This is a genomic window from Deinococcus arboris (assembly GCF_009755355.1).
Lineage (GTDB): Bacteria > Deinococcota > Deinococci > Deinococcales > Deinococcaceae > Deinococcus > Deinococcus betulae.
In genome coordinates, this window is the sequence record NZ_WQLB01000010.1 from 18,810 (window position 1) to 42,049 (window position 23,240).

At 67.5% G+C, this 23,240-nt stretch carries 21 protein-coding genes; 15 read left to right on the forward strand and 6 right to left on the reverse strand.

All coding sequences use genetic code 11. The features are described from left to right. Positions 1 to 28 precede the first annotated feature (28 nt). The 4 genes from GO986_RS09305 to GO986_RS09320 are packed head-to-tail and all read right to left on the reverse strand — an operon-like array spanning position 29 to position 4,009. Entirely contained in the window at positions 29 to 856 is an 828-nt protein-coding gene (locus tag GO986_RS09305; protein ID WP_369409264.1) for an ABC transporter permease, read from the reverse strand. Continuing rightward, positions 820 to 1,590 (reverse strand): molybdate ABC transporter substrate-binding protein, encoded by a 771-nt coding sequence (gene modA, locus GO986_RS09310; protein ID WP_157459019.1) that lies wholly within the window; start codon positions 1,588 to 1,590, stop codon positions 820 to 822. The genes GO986_RS09305 and modA overlap by 37 nt, the downstream gene beginning before the upstream one ends. After that, positions 1,587 to 2,783, reverse strand: a complete 1,197-nt coding sequence (locus tag GO986_RS09315; protein WP_157459020.1) for an XRE family transcriptional regulator — start codon at positions 2,781 to 2,783, stop codon at positions 1,587 to 1,589. Before GO986_RS09315 ends, modA begins: the two co-directional genes overlap by 4 nt. Before the next feature lie 56 nt (positions 2,784 to 2,839). Next, positions 2,840 to 4,009, reverse strand: a complete 1,170-nt coding sequence (locus tag GO986_RS09320; RefSeq protein ID WP_157459021.1) for a YihY/virulence factor BrkB family protein — start codon at positions 4,007 to 4,009, stop codon at positions 2,840 to 2,842. A gap of 91 nt (positions 4,010 to 4,100) precedes the next feature. Here GO986_RS09320 and GO986_RS09325 point away from each other — a divergent pair, with 91 nt between their 5' ends. The 8 genes from GO986_RS09325 (at position 4,101) to GO986_RS09360 (ending at position 13,774) form a co-directional block, all read left to right on the forward strand. Further along, a complete protein-coding gene (locus GO986_RS09325; RefSeq protein ID WP_157459022.1) occupies positions 4,101 to 4,559 on the forward strand; it encodes a thioesterase family protein in 459 nt (152 codons plus the stop codon). A 108-nt stretch (positions 4,560 to 4,667) separates the two neighbouring features. Beyond that, complete coding sequence (locus tag GO986_RS09330) at positions 4,668 to 6,401, forward strand: NAD-dependent malic enzyme (RefSeq protein WP_157459023.1); 1,734 nt, start codon at positions 4,668 to 4,670, stop codon at positions 6,399 to 6,401. A 232-nt stretch (positions 6,402 to 6,633) separates the two neighbouring features. Then, positions 6,634 to 8,904 (forward strand): DNA polymerase III subunit gamma/tau, encoded by a 2,271-nt coding sequence (dnaX, locus tag GO986_RS09335; protein WP_157459024.1) that lies wholly within the window; start codon positions 6,634 to 6,636, stop codon positions 8,902 to 8,904. Positions 8,905 to 9,067: 163 nt separating this feature from the next. Further along, on the forward strand, positions 9,068 to 10,624 hold the full coding sequence (locus tag GO986_RS09340) for a glycoside hydrolase family 10-like protein (protein ID WP_157459025.1): 1,557 nt from the start codon (positions 9,068 to 9,070) through the stop codon (positions 10,622 to 10,624). 197 nt (positions 10,625 to 10,821) lie between these two features. Further along, positions 10,822 to 11,316, forward strand: coding sequence for a flavin reductase family protein (locus tag GO986_RS09345; RefSeq protein WP_157459026.1), 495 nt, complete (start codon positions 10,822 to 10,824; stop codon positions 11,314 to 11,316). Between the two features lie 392 nt (positions 11,317 to 11,708). Beyond that, complete coding sequence (locus GO986_RS09350) at positions 11,709 to 12,443, forward strand: metallophosphoesterase family protein (protein WP_157459027.1); 735 nt, start codon at positions 11,709 to 11,711, stop codon at positions 12,441 to 12,443. A 103-nt stretch (positions 12,444 to 12,546) separates the two neighbouring features. Further along, the gene (locus GO986_RS09355) at positions 12,547 to 13,119 is read left to right on the forward strand and encodes a peptidylprolyl isomerase (RefSeq protein WP_157459028.1); all 573 of its coding nucleotides are present in this window, start codon (positions 12,547 to 12,549) and stop codon (positions 13,117 to 13,119) included. A 244-nt stretch (positions 13,120 to 13,363) separates the two neighbouring features. Continuing rightward, positions 13,364 to 13,774, forward strand: coding sequence for a VOC family protein (locus GO986_RS09360; RefSeq protein ID WP_157459029.1), 411 nt, complete (start codon positions 13,364 to 13,366; stop codon positions 13,772 to 13,774). Positions 13,775 to 13,900: 126 nt separating this feature from the next. Here GO986_RS09360 and GO986_RS09365 read toward each other — a convergent pair whose 3' ends face one another. After that, positions 13,901 to 14,563: an SRPBCC family protein gene (locus tag GO986_RS09365; protein WP_157459030.1), complete on the reverse strand. Its 663-nt coding sequence runs from the start codon at positions 14,561 to 14,563 to the stop codon at positions 13,901 to 13,903. Positions 14,564 to 14,684: 121 nt separating this feature from the next. Further along, positions 14,685 to 14,885 carry a hypothetical protein gene (locus GO986_RS09370; protein ID WP_157459031.1) on the reverse strand — a complete coding sequence of 67 codons (201 nt, stop codon included), beginning with the start codon at positions 14,883 to 14,885 and terminating at the stop codon, positions 14,685 to 14,687. A gap of 106 nt (positions 14,886 to 14,991) precedes the next feature. Here GO986_RS09370 and GO986_RS09375 point away from each other — a divergent pair, with 106 nt between their 5' ends. The 7 genes from GO986_RS09375 (at position 14,992) to GO986_RS09405 (ending at position 23,213) form a co-directional block, all read left to right on the forward strand. Beyond that, a complete protein-coding gene (locus GO986_RS09375) occupies positions 14,992 to 15,900 on the forward strand; it encodes a DMT family transporter (RefSeq protein WP_157459032.1) in 909 nt (302 codons plus the stop codon). After that, a complete protein-coding gene (locus tag GO986_RS09380; RefSeq protein WP_157459033.1) occupies positions 15,897 to 17,375 on the forward strand; it encodes an ABC transporter permease subunit in 1,479 nt (492 codons plus the stop codon). The genes GO986_RS09375 and GO986_RS09380 overlap by 4 nt, the downstream gene beginning before the upstream one ends. Positions 17,376 to 17,422: 47 nt before the next feature. Next, positions 17,423 to 17,830 carry an NUDIX domain-containing protein gene (locus GO986_RS09385; protein WP_157459034.1) on the forward strand — a complete coding sequence of 136 codons (408 nt, stop codon included), beginning with the start codon at positions 17,423 to 17,425 and terminating at the stop codon, positions 17,828 to 17,830. Next, on the forward strand, positions 17,827 to 18,546 hold the full coding sequence (tmpR, locus tag GO986_RS09390) for a bifunctional dihydropteridine reductase/dihydrofolate reductase TmpR (protein WP_369409265.1): 720 nt from the start codon (positions 17,827 to 17,829) through the stop codon (positions 18,544 to 18,546). Before GO986_RS09385 ends, tmpR begins: the two co-directional genes overlap by 4 nt. A gap of 961 nt (positions 18,547 to 19,507) precedes the next feature. After that, a complete protein-coding gene (locus tag GO986_RS09395; protein ID WP_157459035.1) occupies positions 19,508 to 21,040 on the forward strand; it encodes a S8 family peptidase in 1,533 nt (510 codons plus the stop codon). Between the two features lie 104 nt (positions 21,041 to 21,144). Then, positions 21,145 to 22,302, forward strand: coding sequence for a trypsin-like serine protease (locus GO986_RS22890; RefSeq protein ID WP_157459036.1), 1,158 nt, complete (start codon positions 21,145 to 21,147; stop codon positions 22,300 to 22,302). Positions 22,303 to 22,358: 56 nt separating this feature from the next. After that, complete coding sequence (locus tag GO986_RS09405; RefSeq protein ID WP_157459037.1) at positions 22,359 to 23,213, forward strand: serine protease; 855 nt, start codon at positions 22,359 to 22,361, stop codon at positions 23,211 to 23,213. The last annotated feature ends 27 nt before the right edge of the window (positions 23,214 to 23,240 follow it).

Below are 23,240 nucleotides of genomic sequence, written 5' to 3' on the forward strand. Positions count from 1 at the left end.
ACCTTGTCCCCTTTCCACGGCCCACGTCCTACTTTCCCTGCGCCCACCCCCGGCCCAGCCGCACCAGCAGCAGCAGCGCGAAGGCCACGGCCACCATCACGGCCGACAGCACCAGGGCCGGGGCCAGGTCCGATTCCAGGGCGCCGTAAATCGCCAGGGTGATGGTGCGGGTCTGCCCCTGAAGCGACCCGGCGAACAGGATGGTCGCGCCAAACTCGCCCACGGCGCGCGCCCAGGCCAGCACCAGTCCCTCGAACAGAAAGGGAAAAGCCAGCGGCCAGGTGATCAGGCGGAACACCGCCCAGCGTCCGGCGCCGTCGGTGCGGGCGGCGTCTTCCACCTCTGGCTCGACGGCCAGAAAACCCGCCTTGGCCGTGCGCAGATAAAACGGCGCCGAGACAAACAGCTGGGCCAGGACCACCGCAGCCGGCGAGAACGCCACACGGATTCCCGCCAGTTCCAGCGGCGGCCCCAGCAGGCCCTGGCGCCCGAAGACGAGCAGCAGCCCCACCCCGGCCACCACAGGCGGCAGGACGATAGGCAGGTCCAGCAGCGTTTCCAGCGCCGCCTTGCCCGGAAACTCGAAGCGGGCCAGCACCCACGCCACAGGCGTCACCAGCCCCACGACCAGCGCCAGCGTGCAGCCGGTGGTCAATAGGCTGACGCGCAGGGCATCCTGCACAGCGGGGCTCTGCACCGTGGGCAGAAAGTCGGGCCGCACGCCCCGCACCAGCAGCGCCAGCACCGGCAGTACCAGAAAAGCCACCAGCACCGCCCCCAACACGGCGGGCAGGACGGGAAGACGGGCGGGCTTTCGGCTCAGGGTCTGGCCGCCGGGGGCGCCAGAAAGCCCCACTTCTTCAGAATCTTCTGGCCATCGCTGGAGAGCACAAACGACACGAACGCCTGCGCCGCGCCTGCATTGGCCGACGCTTTCACCGTGCCGATGGGGTAACTGGCACTCTGGTTAAAGCGGGTGGGCAGCGGAATGACGCGCACGCTGGGTTTCAGCGCTGGGGTCACGTCGGTCTGGTAGACCACGGCGGCGTCGGCCTCGCCCAGCTGCACCTTGAGGGCCACCTGGCGCACGTTGGGTTCCTCGCTGACCACGTTCCTCAGGGCGCGCGCCGAGAAGTCGGTTCCGTAGGCGCGCGACCCGTCAACGGCGCTCAGCATCCGGCGGGTGTAGTCGCCCACCGGCACCGCCTTGTCGGCAATCACCAGTTTCACGCCGGGTCTGGCGAGGTCCTGCATGGTGGTCACGGCCGTGTTGCTCCTGGGCACAATAATCGCCAGGCGGTTGCTGACGAAGAACTGGCCTGGGTTCACGACCCCACTCTTGACCAGCGGGTCAAACTGCGCGGTGTTGGCGCTGGCGTACACGTCGGCCCGTGCGCCCTGGTCCAGCTGCGTGCGCAGCGCCTGAGACCCGGCGAACTGAAAGGTCGTCTTGTGGCCCGTGCGGGCGTCAAAGGCCCGGCCCAGTTCGGTGAAGGCGTCGGTCAGCGAAGACGCGGCAAATACAGTGAGGCTGGCGGCCTGGGCCGAGCCAGTCAGCAGCAGGGCGAGTAAAACAGTCGAGCGGGTCATGGGGTCTCCTTGGGGGGCTGGGGGGCGGGACCAACGGTTTGCCAGAGGTCGCCGGCGTGGGCCGGGTCGTAGCCGCCCAGCGCGCGCAGGTCGCTGCGAAAGGCCGGCTGACGCACGGCCGCCAGCAGGCGGTGCAGGCCTGGGTGGGCCAGAAATTCATCCGGCACCACCAGGTCAAAGCGCTCGGTTTGCAGGGGCACGAAGTCCAGCCCCAGTGCCAGGGCCGCCGAGCGGGGACCTGGGGCCACATCGGCAGCCCCCGCCGCCACCCGTTCAGCGGCGGCCAGCGGCGTGCCGACCTCATGGCCGTAGCCGGGCAGGGCCAGGCGGCGCTCCAGGCCAATTCCGGCCGCGTCCAGCCAACTGTCCAGCAGCAGGCGGCTGCCGGCGTCCGGCTCCCGGTTTTGCAGCCGCAGGCCAGGTCGCAGCAGGTCCCCTACCCCGGTGACGCCACAGGGATTGCCCGGCGCCACCATCAGGCCCTGCTCCCAGGTCCAGAGGGTCAGCAGGTGGACCGCGCGGCCAGGCAGAGCCCGCTCCACGAAGGGCAGGTTGGATACGCCGCTGCGGGCGTCATACAGGTGAATGCCCGCCGCGTGGGCCTCGCCAGCGGCCAGGGCGCGCAGGGCCGCCAGGCTGGACAGTGGACGCAGCAGCAATCGGCCCTCCTGGCGAGCGGCGTGGGTGCCCAGCAGCGTCAGGGCCGGGTCGCAGCCGGCCACCACCAGCGTCTGGGCCGCCCGCTGCGGGTCGCCCAGCAGCTCCACCTGGGCCAGGCCGCCTGCCACAGACTGGGCCAGGCCATCGGCGGCTTCTCCTAAACCCGCCTGACCAAGCAGGGGAAAGGCGAGCAGCTCAGGGCCCACCTGAGCCAGCCGGACGCGGGTGGGCGGCGGGGCCTCGCCCACCAGCCGGGCCTGCACCCCAGCGGGCGCCAGGACGAACAGGTCCTCTACACGGCACGACAGCACCCGCGCCAGTTGCAGAGCGGTCAGGGTGTTGGGCACGTAGGCGCCAGTTTCGATGGCGTGCAGTGCCTGCCGCGTGATGCCGGTCAGACGGGCACACTCGCCCGCCCGCAGCCCCAGCTGTTCTCGCCGCGCACGCACCTGGGGCGGCTGAGCTGTCGGTGGGGCGCTCAGCGGGACCCCCGGTGCAGGCAGCGCGAGTTCATAGACCCAGGGTAAAGTCAACCGGACAGGGCGTCAATGAAACCGGACAGAGCTGGCGGCCAGGTCCCTTCTGAGCTTTACCGCCGCTTGCCACCAGTCAGACCCAGGAGCCGCAGCACAATGACGGCCGGCACAGCCAGCAGGGCCAGCACGACGTTCCACAGCGCAGCGCGCACCGTGGGCAGGACGCGGCCCTCGTCACGGCGGGGCACCTGAGGCAACACGCGCGGCAGCCGGGGGACCTTGACCCCCAGCACCCGGCCCCGCGCGTCGCGGACCGGCTGGTCGGTGGCGTCCTTGGCCGCCCGCTCCTGGGGACTTTCGGCCGCGCTGATGGCCACGCCCTGCTCGACCAGCGCTTCTTTCTTGGCGGTGTTGGCCGCGCCGCCCGCGCGGGTGCCGAATTTCTGGGAATACACCCAGGTCACCTCGGCCCCAAAGAAGAAAATCATGGCCGAGTAATAGATCCACAGCAGCAGCAGCACCAGCGACGCCGCCCCCGCAAACACGCTGTTGGGCGCCGCCTGCCCGAGGTACAGCCCGATCCCCAGTTGCCCCAGCGTAAAGAGGGCCGCTGTAAAGATGCCGCCCACCCAGACCTCGCGCCATTCCAGCTTCACGTCGGGCAGCACCTTGTAGATGCCGGCAAAGACCGGCGAGAGAAACAGCGTAGAGAGCAGGGCCGTCCCCGCCCGCACAAAAAAAGCCCCGGCGCCGATGCGGTCCCCCAGCCCCTGTGCAATGGCCGAGAGGTATGTATTCAGGGCCAGAAAGGCAATCAGGATCAGCCCGATGCCCAGAATCATCAGGAAGGATTTCACCCGTGTCCACAGCACATGCACGAAGCCCTGCGGCGGCGGTGGGTCGGCGCCCCACATGGTATTCAGGGCGTCTTGAAGCTGCACGAAAAGGCCCGTGGCCCCCATGAACAGGGTGACAAACGCCACCACCGAGGCGATCACACTGCTTTTTTGCAGGCTCTCGGGCTTAATCAGGTCACGCAGGAAGGCAGCGGCTTCCTCGCCCAGATTCTGGGTAATCAGGCCCACCGGCCCAAACAACTGCTCCAAAAACGCCTCGTTGGTCAGAAAGCGGCTGGCCACCGTGACTGCCAGCAGCAGCAGCGGCGCCAGGCTGAACATGGCGTAGTAGGCGATGGCCGCCGCCAGCCGCGGGGCCTTGTCCTGCCCGAAGGCCAAGAAGGCCTCGCGCATCAGGGTGAACAGGTCGGCGGGCTTGAGCCTCATGGGGGGCAGTGTACGGAGGCGCGCCCTACCGTCCGGCAGGAATGGATTAACACTCTGTCCATAAAGCGCCGTGGCCCTTACCGTAGACCCCATGCGTCCCATTCCTGGCGGCTTCACCCAGACCCTGACCGTGCGCGTGACCAACGAGATGACGGTGGATTTCGGCGAACTGGGCCGGGTGCATCCGGTGTACGCGACCTACTGGATGGCCAAGCACTTTGAAGAAGCTGGACGCAAAATCATCCTGCCGTTTCTGGAAGAGGGTGAGGGCGGCATTGGGATGCAGGTGGAAGTCGTGCACACGGCTTCGGCGCTGCCCGGCATGACGGTGACGGTCACCGCCACCTTTCAGCGGCAAGAAGGCCGGCGCATTTACGCCTCCATGGTCGCGGTCAACGAGCTGGGGGACGAGATTGGGCGGGGCACCAGCCTTCAGGCGGTGCTGCCCCAGGAACGAATAGACGCCGGCTTTGAGGGCCTGCGTGAGCGCTGGGCGGCGCATCAGGCCGGGGGCACCGACCCCGTAAGTGGCCCCGAAGCGGCGAGATAAAGTTCACGGCCTGAACACAGGTGCGGCGCGGCCAGTCCGCCGCCGTACTTTTTGTCCATACCCGCCTCTGACCCTGAGACAAGCGCAGGCCGGTATGCTGTCAGCGCCATGCCGAAGTCTCCACCCGTGTCCCGCTACTACGACGTCAAGCGCGACCCCGAAGGCCAGCGCTACATCAACGTTCAGGTCACGGGGCTGGCCCTGCTGCAAAACCCGCTGCTGAACAAGACGACTGCCTTCACGCCCACCGAGCGGCGTGAACTGGAGCTCGAAGGCCTCATTCCGCCGCACACCAGCACCTTCGAGGAACAGAAGGAGCGCACCTACCTGCGCTACCTCAAATGCAGCACCGACCTCGAAAAACATGAGTACCTGCGCGCCCTGCAAGACCGCAACGAGGTGCTGTTCTACGCCATTCTGGAAGACCACCTCGAAGAGATGCTGCCGATCATCTACACGCCCACGGTGGGCGAAGCCGTGCGCAACTATTCGAGCAATTACCGCTACCCGCGCGGCTTTACCGTCAGCACCGGCGACATTGACCGCGTGGAAGACATGCTGGAAAACGTGACCGTCAACGACGTGCGCATGATTGTGGCGACCGATTCCAGCGCCATCCTGGGGATCGGCGACCAGGGCTTCGGCGGCATGGCCATCTCCATTGGCAAGCTGTCGCTGTACACGGCGGCGGGCGGCGTGGGCCCAGACAAAACCCTGCCCGTCGAACTGGATGTGGGCACCAACCGCCAGGACCTGATTGACGACCCGCTGTACCTGGGGGTTCACCACCCCCGCCTGACCGGGGACGCCTACGACGAGTTTCTGGACGCTTTTGTCGAGGCGGTGGCGCAGCGCTACCCCAAGGCCATCTTGCAGTGGGAGGACTTTAGCCGGGGCACGGCCTTCCGGGTCCTGGAGCGCTACCGCCGGGTGATTCCGTCATTTAACGACGACATTCAGGGCACCGGGGCGATGGCCCTGGCGGGCCTGATGGGCGCGGCGCGCATCAAGGGTGAGGCCCTGTCGGCGCAGGTCTTTGTGATTGTGGGGGCCGGGGCCGCCGGCATCGGCGTGGCGATGGCGATCCGGCAGGGCCTGCAAGCCGACGGCCTGAGCCCTGACGAGGCCAACGCCCGCGTCTTCGTGGTGGACCGCCACGGCCTGCTGATGGACGGGCAACCTGACCTGGAACCCCAGCAGGAAAGTTTCGTGCGCCGCCCAGGCGACCTGGCCGGCTGGACCTACGCGGGCGAGTACCCCGACCTGTACGAGGTCATCGTGAATGCGCGCGCCACTGCCCTGCTGGGCTTTACCGGCGTGCCCGGCCTGTTCCGGCAGGAGACTGTGGTGGCCATGCTAGAGCACACGCCCCGGCCCATCGTGTTTCCGCTCAGTAACCCCAGCAGCCATGTGGAAGCCCGCCCAGCCGACCTGATTCACTGGACGGGCGGCGGCGCCATCATCGCCTCGGGCAGCCCTTTTCCCGACGTGGACTACGAGGGCAAGCGTTATCCCGTGGGCCAGGGCAACAACGCCTTTATCTTTCCGGGACTGGGCTTCGGGGCGGTGGCCAGCCGCGCCCGTGAAATTACCGACGGCATGGTCATGGAAGCCGCGCGCACCCTGGCCGAATTTACCGAGCAGTACGGCGAGCGCGTCTACCCCCCCACCCGCGACCTGCGCGAGCTGAGCATTCAGGTCGCCGTCAATGTGGCCCTGCAGGCCATCCGCGACGGGGTCTGCGCCGAGCGCCGCATCCGCAACATGGACCGGGCGCAGTTGGAGGCCGTGATTCGGGACCGGGCGTGGCAGCCCCGCTACCTGCCCCTGAAAAGGGCCTAGCTGGGTAATCCCGAACGGAAAAACCCTGTCTGGCTGACCTTTTTCCCTCAACCCAACCTGCCTTACTGCGCCCCTGGCCTCCCGGCCTCTACACTACTCAGGTGAAGCGGCAAGTGGTTGAACAACAGCAGTTAAAAGCACGTAGGGCTGGCCATTTGTCTTTCCCACTTCCGACTTCCTCCTTTCCACACCCCGCCCCAAACCCGCAGAGCCGCGCCGCAGAGGGACGCCGATGAGCGCCATCTACCAGCGGGCCCGGCCGGTGCGCTGGGAAGACGTGATCGGCCAGGAACACGTCAAAGACGTGCTCAAGGCAGCGCTCTCGCAGGGGCGGGTGGGCCACGCCTACCTGTTTTCCGGCCCGCGCGGCGTGGGCAAGACGACCACCGCGCGCCTGATCGCCATGACCGCCAACTGCACCGGGCCGCTGCCCAAGCCCTGCGGCGAGTGCGAGAGTTGTCTGTCGGTGCGCGCCGGGTCCCACCCCGACGTGCTCGAAATTGACGCGGCCAGCAACAATTCCGTGGATGACGTGCGCGACCTGCGCGAGAAAGTCGGGCTGGCGGCCATGCGCGGCGGCAAGAAGATTTACATTCTGGACGAGGCGCACATGATGAGCCGCGCGGCCTTCAACGCGCTCCTGAAGACCCTGGAGGAGCCGCCGGGCCACGTCATCTTCATCCTGGCCACCACCGAGCCGGAAAAAATTATTCCGACCATTCTCTCGCGCTGCCAGCATTACCGCTTCCGCCGCCTGACCCCCGAAGAGATCGCCGGCAAGCTCACAGGGCTGGCCACCCGTGAGGGTGTGCGCGCCGACAGTGACGCCCTGCAGCTGATTGGCCGCCTGGCCGACGGCGCCATGCGCGACGGCGAGAGCCTGCTCGAACGGATGCTGGCCGCCGGCACCGCCATTACCCGCGCGGGGGTTGAAGAGGCGCTGGGCCTGCCGCCCGGCGAGCGGGTGCGCGGCGTGGCGGCGGCCCTGGTGGGCGGCGACCCTGGCGCGGCCCTGAGCGGCGCCTCGGCCCTGTACCGCGACGGCTTTGCAGCCCGGACAGTGGTCGAGGGACTGGTCTCGGCGCTGGGCGCGGCCCTGCACGCCGAGCTGGGCCTGGGCGGCGAGCGGTTAGAAGGCGCCGATGTGCCCCGCTTGCTGCGGCTGCAGGCGGCCCTGGACGAACAGGACGCCCGCTTTGCCCGCGCTGCCGACGGCCAAAGCCTGGAGCTGGCCTTGACCCACGCCCTGCTGGCTGCTGATGGTGCAGGCGGGGCGACTGCTGGGACAGGCGGCGCAGCCGTTCCTGCTGACCTGCTCCAGCGCCTGAACCGTCTGGAAAAGGAACTGGCTGGGCTGAAAGCCAGCGGCGTCAGGCCGGCCGGGACCGACGCCCCCCCACCGCGCGCGGCGGCTGGCCCCACGCCAGTACGCGCCGCTGTGCAGGCCGCCGCCGAGGAAGCCGGCGTGCCACTGCCCGCCGCGCAGGGCAACTGGGCCGATGTGGTCCGCCAGGCCAGCATGCAGCTGAAGGCTTTCTTGAAACCGGCACGCATGCACGCCGAAGCTGGCTATGTCAGCCTGAGTTACGACGAGCGCAACGCCTTTCATGCCAAGCAGGTCGCCAATAAGTTCGACGACATCGCCAAAATCGTCCTGAAAGTCTTTGGCCCGGTGACTTTTGAACTGATTGCCCCAGAAGGCGGGCGCCGACTGAAGTTGGGCGGCGCCAGCAGCGAGAACGGGGGTACGGCCCCAGCCTCTCCTGCGCCCGCTTCCCCCCGCACACCACCTCCAGCCGCTGCTCCGCCTGCCGACCTGGAGGTCGCGCCGTTTGACCCTGGCCGCAGCGCGCCGCCGCGCCGCCCCACCTCACGCGGGCCGGCGTTTGAGCCGGTGGAGTCGGCGGCGCCCCCAGCAGCGCAGACGGCTTCCCCCCTCCCTCAGGCCAGTGCGGTGCCGCCGCCTCGCCCGGCGGCCGTGGCCACGCTGCCCCCGCCCCTGCCCGGCCGGCCCGCGCCCGAACGCCGAGTGCCGCCCGCCAGCCCTGACGACGTGGCGCCCGCGCCGCTGCCAGTGGCCGATCTCCCCTGGGACGAGGCGCACGCCGCCGACCCCGCTCCAGCCCCAGCTGACGCCCAGGGGGGCGATCGCCTGCACCCGACCCGAGAGCCGTATCTCGTCGAAGCCATTACCGAGGAGCCCGACTGGGACGCCTTCGGGGGGCCGGTGGACGAGGCTGGCCCCCCGCTGGACGACGCGCCCTACGCCCAGTTCAGCGCCCCCAAACCGCCCCCCCGGCCGGTCCCGACCCCAGCGCCAGCAGCGCCCGCCGAGGCCAAGCCCGCCTCTGGTCGCCCCGGCGACATCCGCGCCCACCCCATGTATGAGGACATCCGGGGCCGCTTCGGGGGCCGCGTGCGCGAAATCGGCAAGAACCGCAACACCCCGGCCGCAACGCCCGCCAGCACCGATGACAGCGCAGAGGACGATGCCGAACGCTGACCGCAGGCCGCCTTTGTCGTGAGAGGCCAGCGGAAACATCCGACCACCGCTGGTCCGCCATAAGCCCACCCTCCTGCACAGCGGTGACAGGCCGCTCGGTCCCACGCCGCTGCGGGCTATCACGTTCCAGAGAGGCCGGTGCGCTAGCCTGCCCGGCACGACCATGACCACCCTGCTGCGCCGCGCCGCCCTGCTGTTGCCCACCCTTCTTGCGCTGGGCCCCGGCGCCCAGGCCGCTGCCCCACCCACTCCCACGGCGCTGACAGCCCAGCCCGGCGCAGGGCTGCGGGGCCTGTGGATAGACGCCTTCGGACCGGGGCTTTACACCCCCGCCCAGGTCAAGGCGACGGTCGAGGACGCGGCGCGCCTGGGGGTGAACACGCTGTTTGTGCAGGCCATTCGCCGCGCCGACTGCCTGTGCCTGAAAGCGGCGGTGCCGGCGGCGACCGACCCCGAACTGACGCCTGGATTTGACCCACTGGCCGCTGTCATCCATCAGGCACACGCGCGGGGCCTACGGGTCATCGCCTGGATCAGCGTGACGGGCGCCGCCAACGAGGCCCGGCCCAACACCCGCCTGACCCACGTCATGCGCACCCGTGGCCCGCAGGCGGGCGCGGCCTCGTGGCTGTCGCGCCGCCCGGACGGCACCTGGCAGGAGGGGCGCGACGCCTGGCTGGACCCGGCCATTCCCGAAGCCGCCGACTACATGACCCAGGCCGCCCTGAGTCTGGTGCGCCACTACGACGTAGACGGCCTTCAGCTCGACCGCATCCGTTACCCCGACGGCGGCGCCTGGGGCTACGACGCCAAGGTGCTGGCCCGCTACCGCGCCGAAACGGGCCGCGCCGGCACCCCCGCCGCCAGCGACCCGGCCTGGCAGACCTGGAAACGCCAGCAGGTGACCAACCTCGTGCGCCGCATCGCCCTGGAGGTCAAGGCGCTGAAGCCTGAGGTCTGGATCAGCGCCGCGACCATTACCTACGCGGCGGCGCCCACGGACCTGGCGGCCTTCCAGAAGACCCGCACGTACGCCGACGTGCTGCAAGACTGGTCCGGCTGGATGAAAGATGGCCTGCTGGAACTGAACGTCCTGATGAATTACAAGCGCGACGGCGTGGCCGAGCAGGGCGCGTGGTACGACGGCTGGAACGCCTTTGCCCGGCAGGTTACCATGCGGGCAGACGGCACGCAGGCGGCGGTGGCGGCGGGCAGCGCCATGTACCTGAACAGTCCGGCGGTCACGGCGGCCCAGGCGCGGCGCGCGGTGCAGGCAGGGCTGGGCTGGGTCGGATACTCGTACCGCACGCCCACCGCCGACGTGTACGGTCAGCGGCAGACCACAGCGCAGGGCTTTCAGGCGGCGCTGGCGCTGCTGCGCTCGCCGGGCGGCGCGCTGGCTCAGCCCCAGCCCTGGGGCGACACGGCGCCCACCACGCGCGGCCTGCTGGGGCGGGTCACCGGCAGCGCGGTGCCGGGGGGGCGGCGCGTACAGGCCTTCCAGGACGGACAGTTGGTGGCTGAGGGCCACACCGACGCGCTGGGCTACTACGGATTTGCCGCCCTGCGGCCTGGCCCCACCGAGATTCGGGTCAGTGGGCAGCGCTGGACCGACACAGTGCCGGTGCGCGGCGTAGTGCGCCTGCCCGACCTGCTGGTGCGCGACCTGGCCGCCGAGCCGCTGGCCCCCGTGCCGGCCCTGCCACCCGCGCGCCCCTGATACCACCTCCGATGCAGCCCGGCTAAAGGGGTGAGGAGCGAAGAAGGAAAATTCAGACAACGGTCTTATCAAGCACCTGAGGCGGAGCCTATTTGACGTCCTCCCGGAGATGTCGGAGATGGACGGCCGTCCATACAAGGCCGTCCCGTCTCTGTAGCCCGAACGTCCCCACAGACCTCAGCCTTTAAACTCGCCGCATGACAGACACGCAGAACGTGACCGGCGGCCTCTCTCCCCAGGAGTTCCGGCAGACCCTGGGCCGCTTTGCCAGCGGCGTGACCATCATCACCGCGGCAGACGGCGACACGCGCCGGGGCATGACCGCCAGCGCCTTCGTGTCGGTCAGTCTGACGCCGCCTCTGATTCTGGTCAGCGTGGACCACCGCGCCCATATGCACGCCCTGCTGGCGCGGCCCGAGGTCACGCATTTTGGCGTCAGCGTGCTGTCGGCCGCGCAGCGCCACCTCAGTGATCACTTTGCCGGGCGCCCCGGCCCCGACGAACTGGTCCCCTGGTTTGACCACGAGGGCCTGCCCCTGATTGGCGGCGCTGTGGCGCAGCTCGTGTGCCGTAAGCACGAGGTGATTGAGGCCGGTGACCACACCCTGTACGTGGGCTTCGTGGACTACAGCCGCTACACCGACGACGACCCCCTGGTGTATTTCCGGGGCCAGTACCACGAGCTGGGCTAAGGGGGCCTCTCATACAGATTCCGATTGAATCGAGCAGAGGGCTCGATGAAATCTGAGCGTACTTGGAAAGCTGCGCAGCAGACTTGAAAAGCGCCGCACGAGAGCGAGCAGGAACAGCTGCGGATTGCGCGATATGGAAGCGCAGACGATGCCTTTCTTTGCTGTACGGCAATGAAGCGGAATCCATGTCACACGGACTCCACCTGTTTCGTTGACCTATCGGAACAGTACTGCTAGGCAACCTCCACGCCCGTCAGCCCGCTTGAACTCCTTTTCCCTCTGCCCCGCAGCTTTGCCAGTGCGGCCAGAGGGAATCACCATTGCAAACGGTTTTGCCGCAGTCCGCCTCACCTGACCGGGCGCCCGGCAGGGGCTGGGCTAGACTCGGGTGCATGATTCGCCTCGCCATCCTCGCGGACCTGCACGCCAACCTGGCGGCCACGCTCGCGGTTCACGCAGACATTCAGCGGCGCGGCCTTTCCGACATCTGGGTGCTGGGTGACCTCGTGGGCAAGGGCCCCCGCCCCCGCGAGGTCGTGGACTGGACCCAGGCCCACGCCACGCGCGTGATTCAGGGGAACTGGGACGCCCGCGTGGCCGGCGCCACCCACCGCCCGCAGGACCTGTGGCCACGCAGCAAACTCAGCCCCGAGGCCCTGACCTACCTCTCGGGGCTGCCCTACGGCATTGAGGAGCAGTTTGGCGGCGCGTGGTGGCGCTTTGTGCATGCCAGCAGCCGGGGCCTGTTTCACCGCCTCTACCCCCACAGCAGCCTGCACGATCAGCTGGACGCCTTTGCGCCCAACCCGCAGTTTGGCCTCAAAGAACACGCCGACGCGCTGGTCTACGCTGACATGCACGAGGCCCTGATGCTGGATGTCGAGGGCCGCCCTCTGATGAACTGCGGCAGTGTGGGCAACCCGCTGGACTCCACCCTGCCGTGCTACCTGGTGCTGGAGTTTGACCCCCACGGCCCGGCCCACAGCGCCACCTATGTGCGGCTCACCTACGACCGGGACGAGGAAATCTCGGCGGCCGAGGCCAGCGATATGCCTTTTACCCGTGAGTACATCGCAGAGCTGCTGACCGGGGCGTATCAAAAGCGCCGGGCGAGAACGGGAGAGTAAAAACAAAGACAGAAAGCGTGTGGACCAGAGACAAGTTTCTTGACCGTTCGTATAGAGCGCGCTCAGGCTGTTCGCAGCCCACGGTCCACAGCCCTCCTTTACAATGCCCCCCATGACCACCTACCAGGACGACGGCTTTACCTCCACGCCCGAACTGAGTGCCGAGCGCCAGACTCGCTTTTCGCAGGCCCCAGAACTGGGCGCGGGCATTGAACCTGGCAAGCAGTACCGCGCCATTCTGGAGACCAGCAAGGGCCGCCTGGTTGTGGAGCTCTACCCCGACGACGCGCCCATCACGGTCAACTCGTTTGCGTACCTGCTGCGCCACCACTACTACGACGGCATCAAGTTTCACCGCGTCATCGACGGCTTTATGGCCCAGGGCGGCGACCCCACCGGCACCGGCTCGGGCGGCCCCGGCTACGACTTTGAAGACGAGCCCAACAGCCGCCGCCACCAGGGCAAGGGCGTCCTGAGCATGGCCAACCGTGGCCCCAACACCAACGGCAGCCAGTTCTTCCTGACGTTTGTGGACACGCCCCACCTGGACGGCCGCCACACGGTCTTCGGCAAGGTCGTGGAGGGTCTGGACGTGCTGGACCGCCTGACCCGCATTCAGCCGGGCATGGGCGGCACGCCCGACGTGATTGAAACGGCCTACCTCGTCGAGAAGTAAGCACTGCTCACCGGGCGGCACCAGAGAGGGACGGGAGAAATCACCTGTCCTTCTCTTTTTACCCAGCCGCGCCGTGGCGACAGTCCTGGCTCTTGAGGTCAACGTTCATTTGAATGCCCCTGATTGACGGCAGCATCAGGACGAGGCCAGCTTCAGACCGCAGAGCCCTTAGCTCTCTCTGTGATCCTGCTCAGAGCCGCCGCGTACTGTACCGCTGAACCTCAACTTCACAAAGGAGGCCCTGATGCAGACCCGCGCTATCAGCCTGATGACCCTGAGCCAGAACCCCGCCGAGGGTGCCCGGTTTTACCAGCAGCACTTCGGCTTTCTCCCTACGGCGGAACTGCCGTGGTTTGTCAGCTTGCAGCACCCTGACCATCCACAGTTCAACCTCGACCTGATTCAGAAGGACCACGAGGCCGCCGGGCCCTTTTTGCAGGGCAAACGCACAGCCGCCGTGATGCTGGCCCTGGTTGTGGATGATGTTGACGCCGAAGCGGTGAGGCTCCAGCAGGCCGGCCTGACTTTCCTGATGCCGCCCACCGCCGAGCCGTGGGGCCAGAAGCGGCTGCAAGTGCTGGGGCCAGACGACGTGGTGGTCGAAGTGCTTCAGATGACCGCGCCCGATCAGGACTGGTTGAAGCAGCAAGTTTGAGGCGGCCTGATCTCGGAAGCCTCTAGCCCACTCCTTCAGACCTCTTGGACCGCCAGTCCCCTACCCTATGAAAAAGGCAGATGGTTGGGAAACTCCCGGCCATCTGCCCTTCTCCTCAGCTAAACGTCAGTTCTTGCTGCCGCCCTCAAAGGCCGACTTGAATTTCTGAAGATCCTCGGCAATCTGCTGGCTGGGTTCCTCGCCAAACAGCTTGGCCACGGCGGCCCCCAGAGGCCCAGCGGGCGGGCGGTATGACAGCGCCACATGGACGCGGGTGCCGCCGTTGGGCAGTTCCTCGAACTGCACGCTGCCAGCATTGTCGACCGTTGCGCCGGGCAGCGAGTGCCAGCCGATGCGCTGGCCGGGCTTGTCATTGACGATCTCGGCTTCCCACTCCACATGGGTGCCCAGGGGCGCTTTGGCCACCCAGCGGCTGCGCTTTTCGTCCAGGGCCGTCACGCTTTCCAGGTGGCTCATGACCTGGGGCAGGTTTTCCAGCTTGCGCCAGTAGTCGTAGACCTGCTGCGCGGGGCGGTCAATCACCACGCTGTGTTCCACAAAGATGGGCTTGGTGGCCACAGCGCCCCCGCCCAGGCCAGCGGCGGCCATCACAGGGTCGTTGCCCGTGGCGGCGCGGTAGGCCAGGTAGCCGCCCACGGCGGCCAGACCCAGGCCCAGGACGCCGCGCTTGCGGAGCCCCAGCAGCAGCAGGGCGCCGCCTGCTGCGCCACTGATCATGCGGCTTTGGTCCATACCGGCCAGTCCAGAAGTGTTGCTGTCGTTTGTCATGTCGTTCCCTCCGTGGGGGCAGTGTATGGGGTGCCTTGCGGGTTTCGCGTGAAGCGTCCCCCAACCCAGATTAAGGCCCGCGGCCCTCTTTCTGGGCGCAGACATGACAACCCGGCCCGCTTTACTCTGCTTGGTCCCGTTCGTGCGCGTCCTGAATGGCCTGCGCCGCCCTCTGATCGTCTGGGGTAGAGGGGCCGCCCTGCAAGTTGGGGTCCAGGTTGGTGTTGGCACCGTGGGTGCTGTGGTCGTTTCCAGTGTGGTGGTCCATCGTTTCGGGGGTGCTGGCCGGGGTGGTCGGGGCCGTGTCTTTGGGGTCCGTCATGGCTGAGCCTCCTGTGCGCCTATGCTCTGGGCCGCGCGGGGGGCGCGGGTGTGGGGCGCGCCGGGGGTCTTCTTAATCTGCCGGGGCGCTCTATGCTGGCGGGCGTATGCGCGCGCCCCCTGTGCCTGGCCGTCTGGACGCCCTCTCGCTGGGGGCCATTCTGGTCACGGTTGTGTTCTGGGCGTCGGCGTTTGCAGGGATTCGCGCGGGGCTGGAGGCCTTTTCGCCGGGGCACCTGACGCTCTACCGCTTTCTGGTGGCGGGGGCGGCGCTGGGGCTGTACGCGCTGGCGGCGCGCCTGCCGGTGCCGCCCCTGGCTGACCTGGGACGCATTGCCCTCCTTAGCTTCTCGGGCATCACGCTGTATCACCTGTGCCTGAATTACGGCGAGGTCAGCGTGCCCGCCGGCACCGCCAGCCTGATTATCGCGGCGGGGCCGGTCATCACGGCGCTGCTGGCCACCCGTTACGGCGGCGAACGCCTGAACAGCTTGGGCTGGCTGGGGACCCTGGTCAGCCTGGGCGGAGTCGTGCTGATCGTGCTGGGCGGCGGCCAGGGCGTGCAGTTTACCCAGGGCGCGCTGCTGATCCTGGCGGCGGCGCTGTTTACCAGCCTGTACTTCGTGTTTCAAAAGCCGCTGCTGGCGCGCATGAATCCGCTGCATTTCACGGTGTGGTCGCTGCTGCTGGGCACCGTGCCCCTGCTGGCCTTTTTGCCCGGCTTCGGCACCGAACTGGCCCGCGCGCCGCTGGGGGCACACCTGGCCGCCGTCTACATCGGGCTGTTTCCGGCGGCCCTGGCCTACCTGACCTGGACCTTCGCCCTGGCGCGGGTGGGGGCCAGCACGACCACCTCTTTCCTGTATGTCTCCCCGGTGTTTGCGGTGCTGATCGCCTGGCTGTGGCTGGGCGAGGTGCCCACGCCGGTTACGCTGCTGGGCGGCGCGGTGGCGGTGGCGGGCGTGGTGCTGGTGAACACGCGCGGGCGGCCCCGGCCTGCTGCGGTGAAGGCATGAGCGCGCCCGGTGACCGGCCCCCCCTGGCCGTGCAGGACGTGACGGTGCGGCTGGGCGGCGAGGTCATCTTGAACAGCGTGAGCCTGGAGGTTCGCCGGGGCGAATTCCTGGCCCTGATTGGGCCGTCGGGCGGCGGCAAAAGCACCCTCCTGCGGGTGTTGGCCGGGCTGCTCAGGCCCGAACGCGGCGCGGTTCACAGCAGCACGCCGCCTGCCCTGGTCTTTCAGGATTACCGCCTGTTGCCCTGGCGCACCGCCCTGCGGAACGTGGCCCTGCCGGCCGACCTGGGCGCGGGCGGTGGCCTGGCCCCCCAGGAGGCCCTGAAGATGGTGGGCATGGAGGCGTATGGTCCCTACTTTCCAGCCCAGCTGTCGGGGGGCATGCGGGCGCGGGTGGCCCTGGCACGCGCGCTGGCCCAGAGCGGCGACGTGCTGCTGCTGGACGAACCTTTTGCCGCCCTGGACGCCCTGGTCCGCGAACGCTTTAACGCCGAGCTGCGCCACCTGCACGAGAAAACGGGGCGCACGACCGTGCTGGTCACCCATTCCATCCGGGAGGCCGTGTGGCTGGCCGACCGGGTGGCCGTGTTGCAGGGCGGCCAGATTGTCGAGGTGCTGGACACGCGCGGCGAGGGCCGCGTGAGCGCGTACACCGACGGCCTGGAAGCCCACCTGCGCGCGGTGCTGGGCACTGGGGACAGCACCCGCCTGCGCGCCGAGACCGCCGGCACCCGCAGCCGCTCGGGCTGGCTGCCAGCGCTGGCCGTGGCCCTGGCCCTGCTGGGCTGGCATCTGGGCGCTTCGGCCCTTAACCAGCCTTTTTTGGTGCCCACGCCCGGCGCGGTGTGGCAGGAAGCGGTGAAAACAGCCCCCGCGCTGGCCGCCGCTTTCTGGGTGACGGTGCGGGCGGCGCTGCTGGGCACCCTGTTGGGGGCGCTGGCCGGGGTGCTGATCGGGTATCCCCTGGCCAAGTGGCGGGCGCTGGAACGCTTTCTCAGTCCGTTTCTGGTGGCCTCGCAGAGTACGCCTATCGTGGTACTGGCCCCGCTGCTGGTGTCGTGGCTGGGCTTTGGGCTGCTGCCAGCGGTCGTCGTGTCGGCCCTCAGCGCCCTCTACCCCATGCTGATCGCCACACTGGTGGGCGTGCGCGAACTGGAAGGCACCTACCACGAACTCTTCAGCACCCTGCGCGCGTCCCGCTGGCAGCGCCTGACCCGTCTGGAATTGCCCGGCGCGCTGCCCGTCCTCCTGGGAGGGCTGCGCCTGGCCGCCAGTCTGGCCCTGATTGGCGCGGTGGTCTGGGAATTCGTGGACCCCAACCAGAAGGGGCTGGGCCTGGCCGTGCAGGTGGCCGGCGTGTACCAGAACAAGGCCGCGCAATTTGCCGCTATTGCCCTGCTGGTCGGTTACGGCGTCCTGGTCTACACCCTGATTACGGCCCTGGAACGCCAGGTTATGCGGCGTCGGGGCCGGTAAGCATTCGTCCCCCCCGGCTGTCAGGCCCGCCCTGTAGGCTGGGCAGGATGAACAGACCGCTGGTGTGTGTGGGGGCGCTGGTGTGGGACAAAGGTGGCCGGGTGCTGCTGGTGCGCACGACCAAATGGCGCGGGCTGTGGGGCGTGCCCGGCGGCAAGGTGGAATGGGGCGAGACCCTGCTGGCCGCCGTGCAGCGCGAGTTTGCAGAAGAGGTGGGGCTGCGTCTCCACGACCTCCGCCTGGCCCAGACCCAGGAGGCTGTTCTCAGTCCGGAATTCCACAAGGACGCCCACATGCTGCTGGTGGACTTTTTTGCTGGAACAGACGGCCACGAGATCACCCCCAACGAGGAAATCGAGGCCTGGGCCTGGGTCACGCTGGACGAGGCGCTGACCTACCCCCTCAACACCTACACCCGCACGCTGGTGCACCTGGCCCAGCGGGAGGAAGCGTGACCCGCCAGCGCGGCACCGCCCTGGTGACGGGCGCAGCGCGCGGTATTGGCCGGGGCCTGGCCCTGGCTCTGGCCGCCGAGGGCTTTGATGTGGCGGTGCATTACCGCCGCAGCGAGGCCGACGCCCAGGAGACCGCGCAGCAGTGCCGCGCCCTGGGCGTGCAGGCCGTGACCCTCGCGGCCGATGTCACGGTGCCCGCGCAGGCCCGCGCCCTGGTCGGGCAGGCCCACGCGGCTTACGGCGGCCTGGCCGTCCTGGTCAACAACGTTGGCAATTACGTTCACCGTCCCCTGCTGGACACCACAGATGCCGAGTGGCACGACATGCTCAGCAGCAACCTGACGGCCACCTTCGCCACCTGCCAGGAGGCGGCGCCGCTGCTGCGGGCACGCGGCTGGGGCCGCATCGTCAATCTGGGGTATGCGGGGGCCGGGCAACTGGTGGCGCGCCCCGGCATCGTGCCGTACGCCATTGCCAAGGCGGGGGTGGTGCAGCTGTCGCGCTCGCTGGCGCAGGTGCTGGCGGGCAGCGGTGTCAGCGTCAACGTGGTCAGCCCCGGCGTGATTGAAACGAGTGTCAGCCAGCCGCTGGCCCAGATTCCCGCCGGCCGGGTGGGCACCGTGCAGGAGTTGGTGGACGCCGCGCTGTTTTTTGTCCGCGCCAGCGATTACGTCACCGGGCAGGAACTGGAAGTGGCGGGCGGCTGGCATCTGTAGCTGGGACAGTGGAGAAGATGGCCCTACAGCGCCCTGGCGACCCTCCGCTGCTCTTTCAGTGGATTAAACACCGCGTCACCCCCTCTGCGGCATGGCTTTGCCTGGCTGACGTGCCCATCCTGCTGAGGAAGAAACCTGGGTGGCTCTAGCTTCTACTCTCTGCTGACCACCAGAGATAAAGGCGCGTGACACGGTCAGAAAGGCACTCCATGTCCTCGGACACATAGAGAAGGGAGCATTACTCGGCCTCCCTCCTGCGGTCATGGCTGCTGCGACTTAGGCCCAGGCGATATGAACAGCCCCTGCTCTGGGCAGCTAAAGCTCCAGATCGAGATACGTCTTTATGTTCAGCTGGCACGCTCCGCAGTCGGTCTGAGCAGACATAGAGAGGACTCAAAGCTCCTTCGAAACACTTTGCCTTCGCTCTGCCCTCAGACCACTCCGCTGCAAGACCTGACCTCCCTGACATTTTTCTGACAGTCTCATGTATGGACGCTGTGCCAGACGCACTCAATTCCTGGGCGTATCTCATGTATAGACAGCGACAAAGATCCTCAGTTCTACCATTCTGCTCTATGACTGAACCTTTTAAAAGCCGATGTACAAAGGAAAACTCAAACGCAAGTCCGAAAGCCTGTTTTCCCCTCAAACGACAGATTGTGAGCTTTTTGGTTTTATGTGTTTTATGAGTATACACTCATAATAAGGTGGGTTAAGTGCCCCTGTCTCTTATATCAAGACGCCAGGAACAGGTGTCCAATGCGCGGTTTTTCTGTCATTTTGAACTCCCAACGTACAAATCGCACTTCATCTCCAGGGCATTCATCTAACGTGGCTTACAGGTGCGTATCATCAGCGAAGTTCCCAAATTTACTTGACAGAAGTGTCTGGTCGTGCCTAGTCGCGCCCCGGATGACACGACTTCGCCGGTCAGGTCGTGGAACGACCCAGGAGGACTCCCATGAATGCACGCATTGCTTTCGGTACCCTTGCGCTGACCCTCCTTCTCGCGGCCTGTGGTGGCCAGAATGCCGCCACCCCCCAGGCCAGCGACGTGGCCCGCACGCGCACAGAAGCCCCCCTGCTGGGCACCAGCAACCCCGAAGCCATTCCTGGGCAGTACATCGTGGTCTTCAGCGAAGGCGCCGGCAACAGCCTGGCCACCCAGAGCGCCAGCAGCCTGATCAGCAGCCTGAACCTCGACCCCCAGGGCGTCACCATCCAGCACCTCTACAGCGCGGCCCTGAGCGGCTTCGCGGCCAAGCTGAGCGCTCAGAACCTCAGCACGCTGCGCTCTGACCCCCGCGTCAAGTACGTGGAGCAGGACGGCGTCGTGAAGATGAGCGCCACCCAGACGGGCGCCACCTGGGGCATTGACCGCATTGACCAGCGCGACCTGCCCCTGGATGGCAACTACACCTATAACTCCACAGCCAGCGGCGTCAAGGCGTACATCATTGACACCGGCATCAACACGGCGCACACGAACTTCGGTGGGCGCGCCACCTGGGGCACGAACACCACGGGCGACGGCAACAACAGCGACTGCCAGGGGCACGGCACGCACGTGGCCGGCACGGTGGGCAGCAGCACCTACGGCGTGGCCAAGGGCGTGAGCCTGGTGGCCGTGAAGGTCCTGAACTGCCAGGGCTCGGGCAGCAACTCGGGCGTGATTGCGGGCATCAACTGGGCCGTGACCAATAAAGGCAGCGCCACCGCCGTGGCCAACATGAGCCTGGGCGGCGGGGCCAGCCAGGCCACCGACGACGCCGTGAACAACGCCGCCAGCAAGAACCTGATCATGGCCGTGGCCGCCGGCAACGAGAATCAGAACGCCTGTAACGTGTCCCCCGCCCGCGCCGCCAGCGCCATCACGGTGGGCAGCACCACCCGCACCGACGCGAGGAGCAGCTTCTCCAACTTCGGCACCTGCGTGGATATCTTTGCCCCCGGCAGCGACATCACCAGCACCTGGAACACCAGCAACACCGCCACGAACACCATCAGCGGCACCAGCATGGCGACCCCCCACGTGGCCGGCGCCGTGGCCCTGCTGATTGCGGCTGGCAACACCACCAACAGCGCCGTGACCAGCGCCCTGATCAACGCCTCGACCCCCAACAAGGTCACGGGCGCCGGCACCGGCAGCCCCAACCGCCTGCTGTTCACCGGAACGGGCACGACCAACCCGAACCCGAACCCCGGCACGACCTACACGGGCAGCGTGACCAACCGCGGCACCTCCTACAAGCCCGGCACCGCCGGCTTTAGCTACGCCGGCGGCACCCTCAAGGGCAGCCTCACCGGCCCCAGCGGCACCGACTTTGACCTCTACCTCCAGAAACTGAACGGCAGCACCTGGACCGACGTGGCTTCCAGCGAAGGCGCCACCAGCACCGAAAGCATCACCTACAACGCCGCCAGCGGCACCTACCGCTGGGAGGTCTACAGCTACTCCGGCAGCGGCAACTACACCCTGGTGGAAAACAAGTAACCCCGCCTCTGGCCCGCCGCTCTTCCCTCTTGGGCGGCGGGTTTTGTTGACCCTACAGACCCCGTGTCTGCTTTGACCCTGTGTCCTGAGTCCCTGGAGAATTGATGAAACGCACCCTGCTTTCCCTGTCCCTGCTGACCGCCGCCCTGTCCGCCTGTGGCACCACCGGCCCGACCTCTGCCCCCGACAGCGTGACCACCCTGCGCGCCGACAAGGCCAATCAGGGCGCCCTGCAACCGCTGATCGTGGGCGGCACGGTCTCGGCACGCGGCGCGCGGCCCTACCAGGTGGCCATGACCGACACCACCGGCTTTCAGTACTGCGGCGGCACCCTGCTGTCGAGCACCTGGGTTCTGACCGCCGCCCACTGCGTGCAGGGCACGTCGGCCTCCAGCATCCGCATTCGCGCTGGGGTCAACAAACTGAGTGACAGCAGCCAGGGTCAGACCGTTGGGGTCAGCACCGTGACCGTGCACCCAAGCTACCGGGGCGTGTCCTCGGGGTACGACATTGCCCTGCTGAAGCTCAGCACGGCGGTCAACAACTCCTACGCCGCGCCCGCCAAGCTGCCCAGCAACGCGGTCGAGGCGGTGCTGGACGTGCGCGGTAAGTCCGCCGTGGTGAGCGGCTGGGGCCTGACCCAGGGCAACAACAACAACAGCGCCAGCAACGACCTGCGCGAAGTCAGCATTCCCGTGACCCCCAACCCCGGCAGCTGCGGCGGCAGTGGCGTGCCCGGCAACACCATCTGCGGCGAATACAGCGCGGGCAAGGATTCGTGCAACGGCGACAGTGGCGGGCCTCTGGCACAGACCTACAACGGCAGCTTCTATGTGCTGGGCATCGTGTCCTACGGGCCGCCCCAGTGCACCGGCAACGGCGTGTACACCCGCGTCAACGGCTACCTGAGCTGGATTCAGCAGGTCAGCGGCCTGACCCCCGACGGCACGACCAACCCGAACCCGAACCCCGGCACGACCTACACGGGCAGCGTGACCAACCGCGGCACCTCCTACAAGCCCGGCACCGCCGGCTTTAGCTACGCCGGCGGCACCCTCAAGGGCAGCCTCACCGGCCCCAGCGGCACCGACTTCGACCTCTACCTCCAGAAACTGAACGGCAGCACCTGGACCGACGTGGCTTCCAGCGAAGGCGCCACCAGCACCGAAAGCATCACCTACAACGCCGCCAGCGGCACCTACCGCTGGGAGGTCTACAGCTACTCCGGCAGCGGCAACTACACCCTGGTGGAAAACAAGTAAACCGGTTCGCTAAGGCTTTCTCCTCTTCCTTCTCTCTGTTCTCCCCGAGGTCTGTCATGTTGAAACCGCTGCATGCTGTTCTGTCCGCCCTGGGTGTTCTCGCGCTGTCGGCCTGCTCCACGCAAACCGCCCCGGAGATGGCCGCCGCCCTGCCCCAGGAAACCCTGACGGTGACGGGCACCGAGAAGGCGTTCAGTGAAGACCTCAGTGCCCAGATTGTCTACGGCACCGTGACCAACGTGACCAACCGGCCCTATCAGGTCAGCGTGACCCCCAGCAACTACCTCTCGGGCGGCTGGTGCGGCGGTACCCTGATCAGCTCGACCTGGGTGCTGACGGCCGCGCACTGCGTGGACGGCTACAGCGCCTCGCAGATGCGGGTGCGCGCCGGGATTAACGACCTGACCACCAGCACCGGGCAGCTGCGCACCGCCGCGCAGATCATCAAGCACCCCAGCTACAACACCAGCACCAGCGCCAACGACATCGCCCTGATCCGGGTGTCGGCCTTTACCCTGGGCAGCACGGTGCAGCCGGCCGCCCTGCCCAATAACGCCACCGAAAGCGTGCTGGACGTGAACGGCAAGTCGGCCGTGGTCAGCGGCTGGGGCAAGACCGAAACCGGGGCCTCCAGCCCCCGCGCCCTGCGTGAAGTCAGCATTCCGATTACGCCCACCGGCAGCGACTGCGGCAGCCGCCCCGCCAACACCATCTGCGGCAAGTACAGCGCGGGCCGCGACTCGTGCAACGGCGACAGCGGTGGCCCTCTGGCCGCGCGGTACAATAACAAGTTCTATGTACTGGGCGCCGTGTCCTACGGCCCAGCCGAGTGCCGTGGCTACGGGGTCTACACCCGCGTGAACGGCTTTATCAACTGGATTGCCCAGAACACGGGCATCAGCGCGCAGTAACCATCACCGCAGCTTCTGCTGCACGAC

Coding starts and splice junctions, on each gene's coding strand:
- modA (WP_157459019.1), bottom strand. CDS start 1,590: ATGACCCGCTCGACTGTTTTACTCGCCCTGCTGCTGACTGGCTCGGCC.
- GO986_RS09320 (WP_157459021.1), bottom strand. CDS start 4,009: ATGAGGCTCAAGCCCGCCGACCTGTTCACCCTGATGCGCGAGGCCTTC.
- GO986_RS09325 (WP_157459022.1), top strand. CDS start 4,101: ATGCGTCCCATTCCTGGCGGCTTCACCCAGACCCTGACCGTGCGCGTG.
- GO986_RS09330 (WP_157459023.1), top strand. CDS start 4,668: ATGCCGAAGTCTCCACCCGTGTCCCGCTACTACGACGTCAAGCGCGAC.
- dnaX (WP_157459024.1), top strand. CDS start 6,634: ATGAGCGCCATCTACCAGCGGGCCCGGCCGGTGCGCTGGGAAGACGTG.
- GO986_RS09340 (WP_157459025.1), top strand. CDS start 9,068: ATGACCACCCTGCTGCGCCGCGCCGCCCTGCTGTTGCCCACCCTTCTT.
- GO986_RS09345 (WP_157459026.1), top strand. CDS start 10,822: ATGACAGACACGCAGAACGTGACCGGCGGCCTCTCTCCCCAGGAGTTC.
- GO986_RS09350 (WP_157459027.1), top strand. CDS start 11,709: ATGATTCGCCTCGCCATCCTCGCGGACCTGCACGCCAACCTGGCGGCC.
- GO986_RS09355 (WP_157459028.1), top strand. CDS start 12,547: ATGCCCCCCATGACCACCTACCAGGACGACGGCTTTACCTCCACGCCC.
- GO986_RS09360 (WP_157459029.1), top strand. CDS start 13,364: ATGCAGACCCGCGCTATCAGCCTGATGACCCTGAGCCAGAACCCCGCC.
- GO986_RS09365 (WP_157459030.1), bottom strand. CDS start 14,563: ATGACAAACGACAGCAACACTTCTGGACTGGCCGGTATGGACCAAAGC.
- GO986_RS09370 (WP_157459031.1), bottom strand. CDS start 14,885: ATGACGGACCCCAAAGACACGGCCCCGACCACCCCGGCCAGCACCCCC.
- GO986_RS09375 (WP_157459032.1), top strand. CDS start 14,992: ATGCGCGCGCCCCCTGTGCCTGGCCGTCTGGACGCCCTCTCGCTGGGG.
- GO986_RS09380 (WP_157459033.1), top strand. CDS start 15,897: ATGAGCGCGCCCGGTGACCGGCCCCCCCTGGCCGTGCAGGACGTGACG.
- GO986_RS09385 (WP_157459034.1), top strand. CDS start 17,423: ATGAACAGACCGCTGGTGTGTGTGGGGGCGCTGGTGTGGGACAAAGGT.
- GO986_RS09395 (WP_157459035.1), top strand. CDS start 19,508: ATGAATGCACGCATTGCTTTCGGTACCCTTGCGCTGACCCTCCTTCTC.
- GO986_RS22890 (WP_157459036.1), top strand. CDS start 21,145: ATGAAACGCACCCTGCTTTCCCTGTCCCTGCTGACCGCCGCCCTGTCC.
- GO986_RS09405 (WP_157459037.1), top strand. CDS start 22,359: ATGTTGAAACCGCTGCATGCTGTTCTGTCCGCCCTGGGTGTTCTCGCG.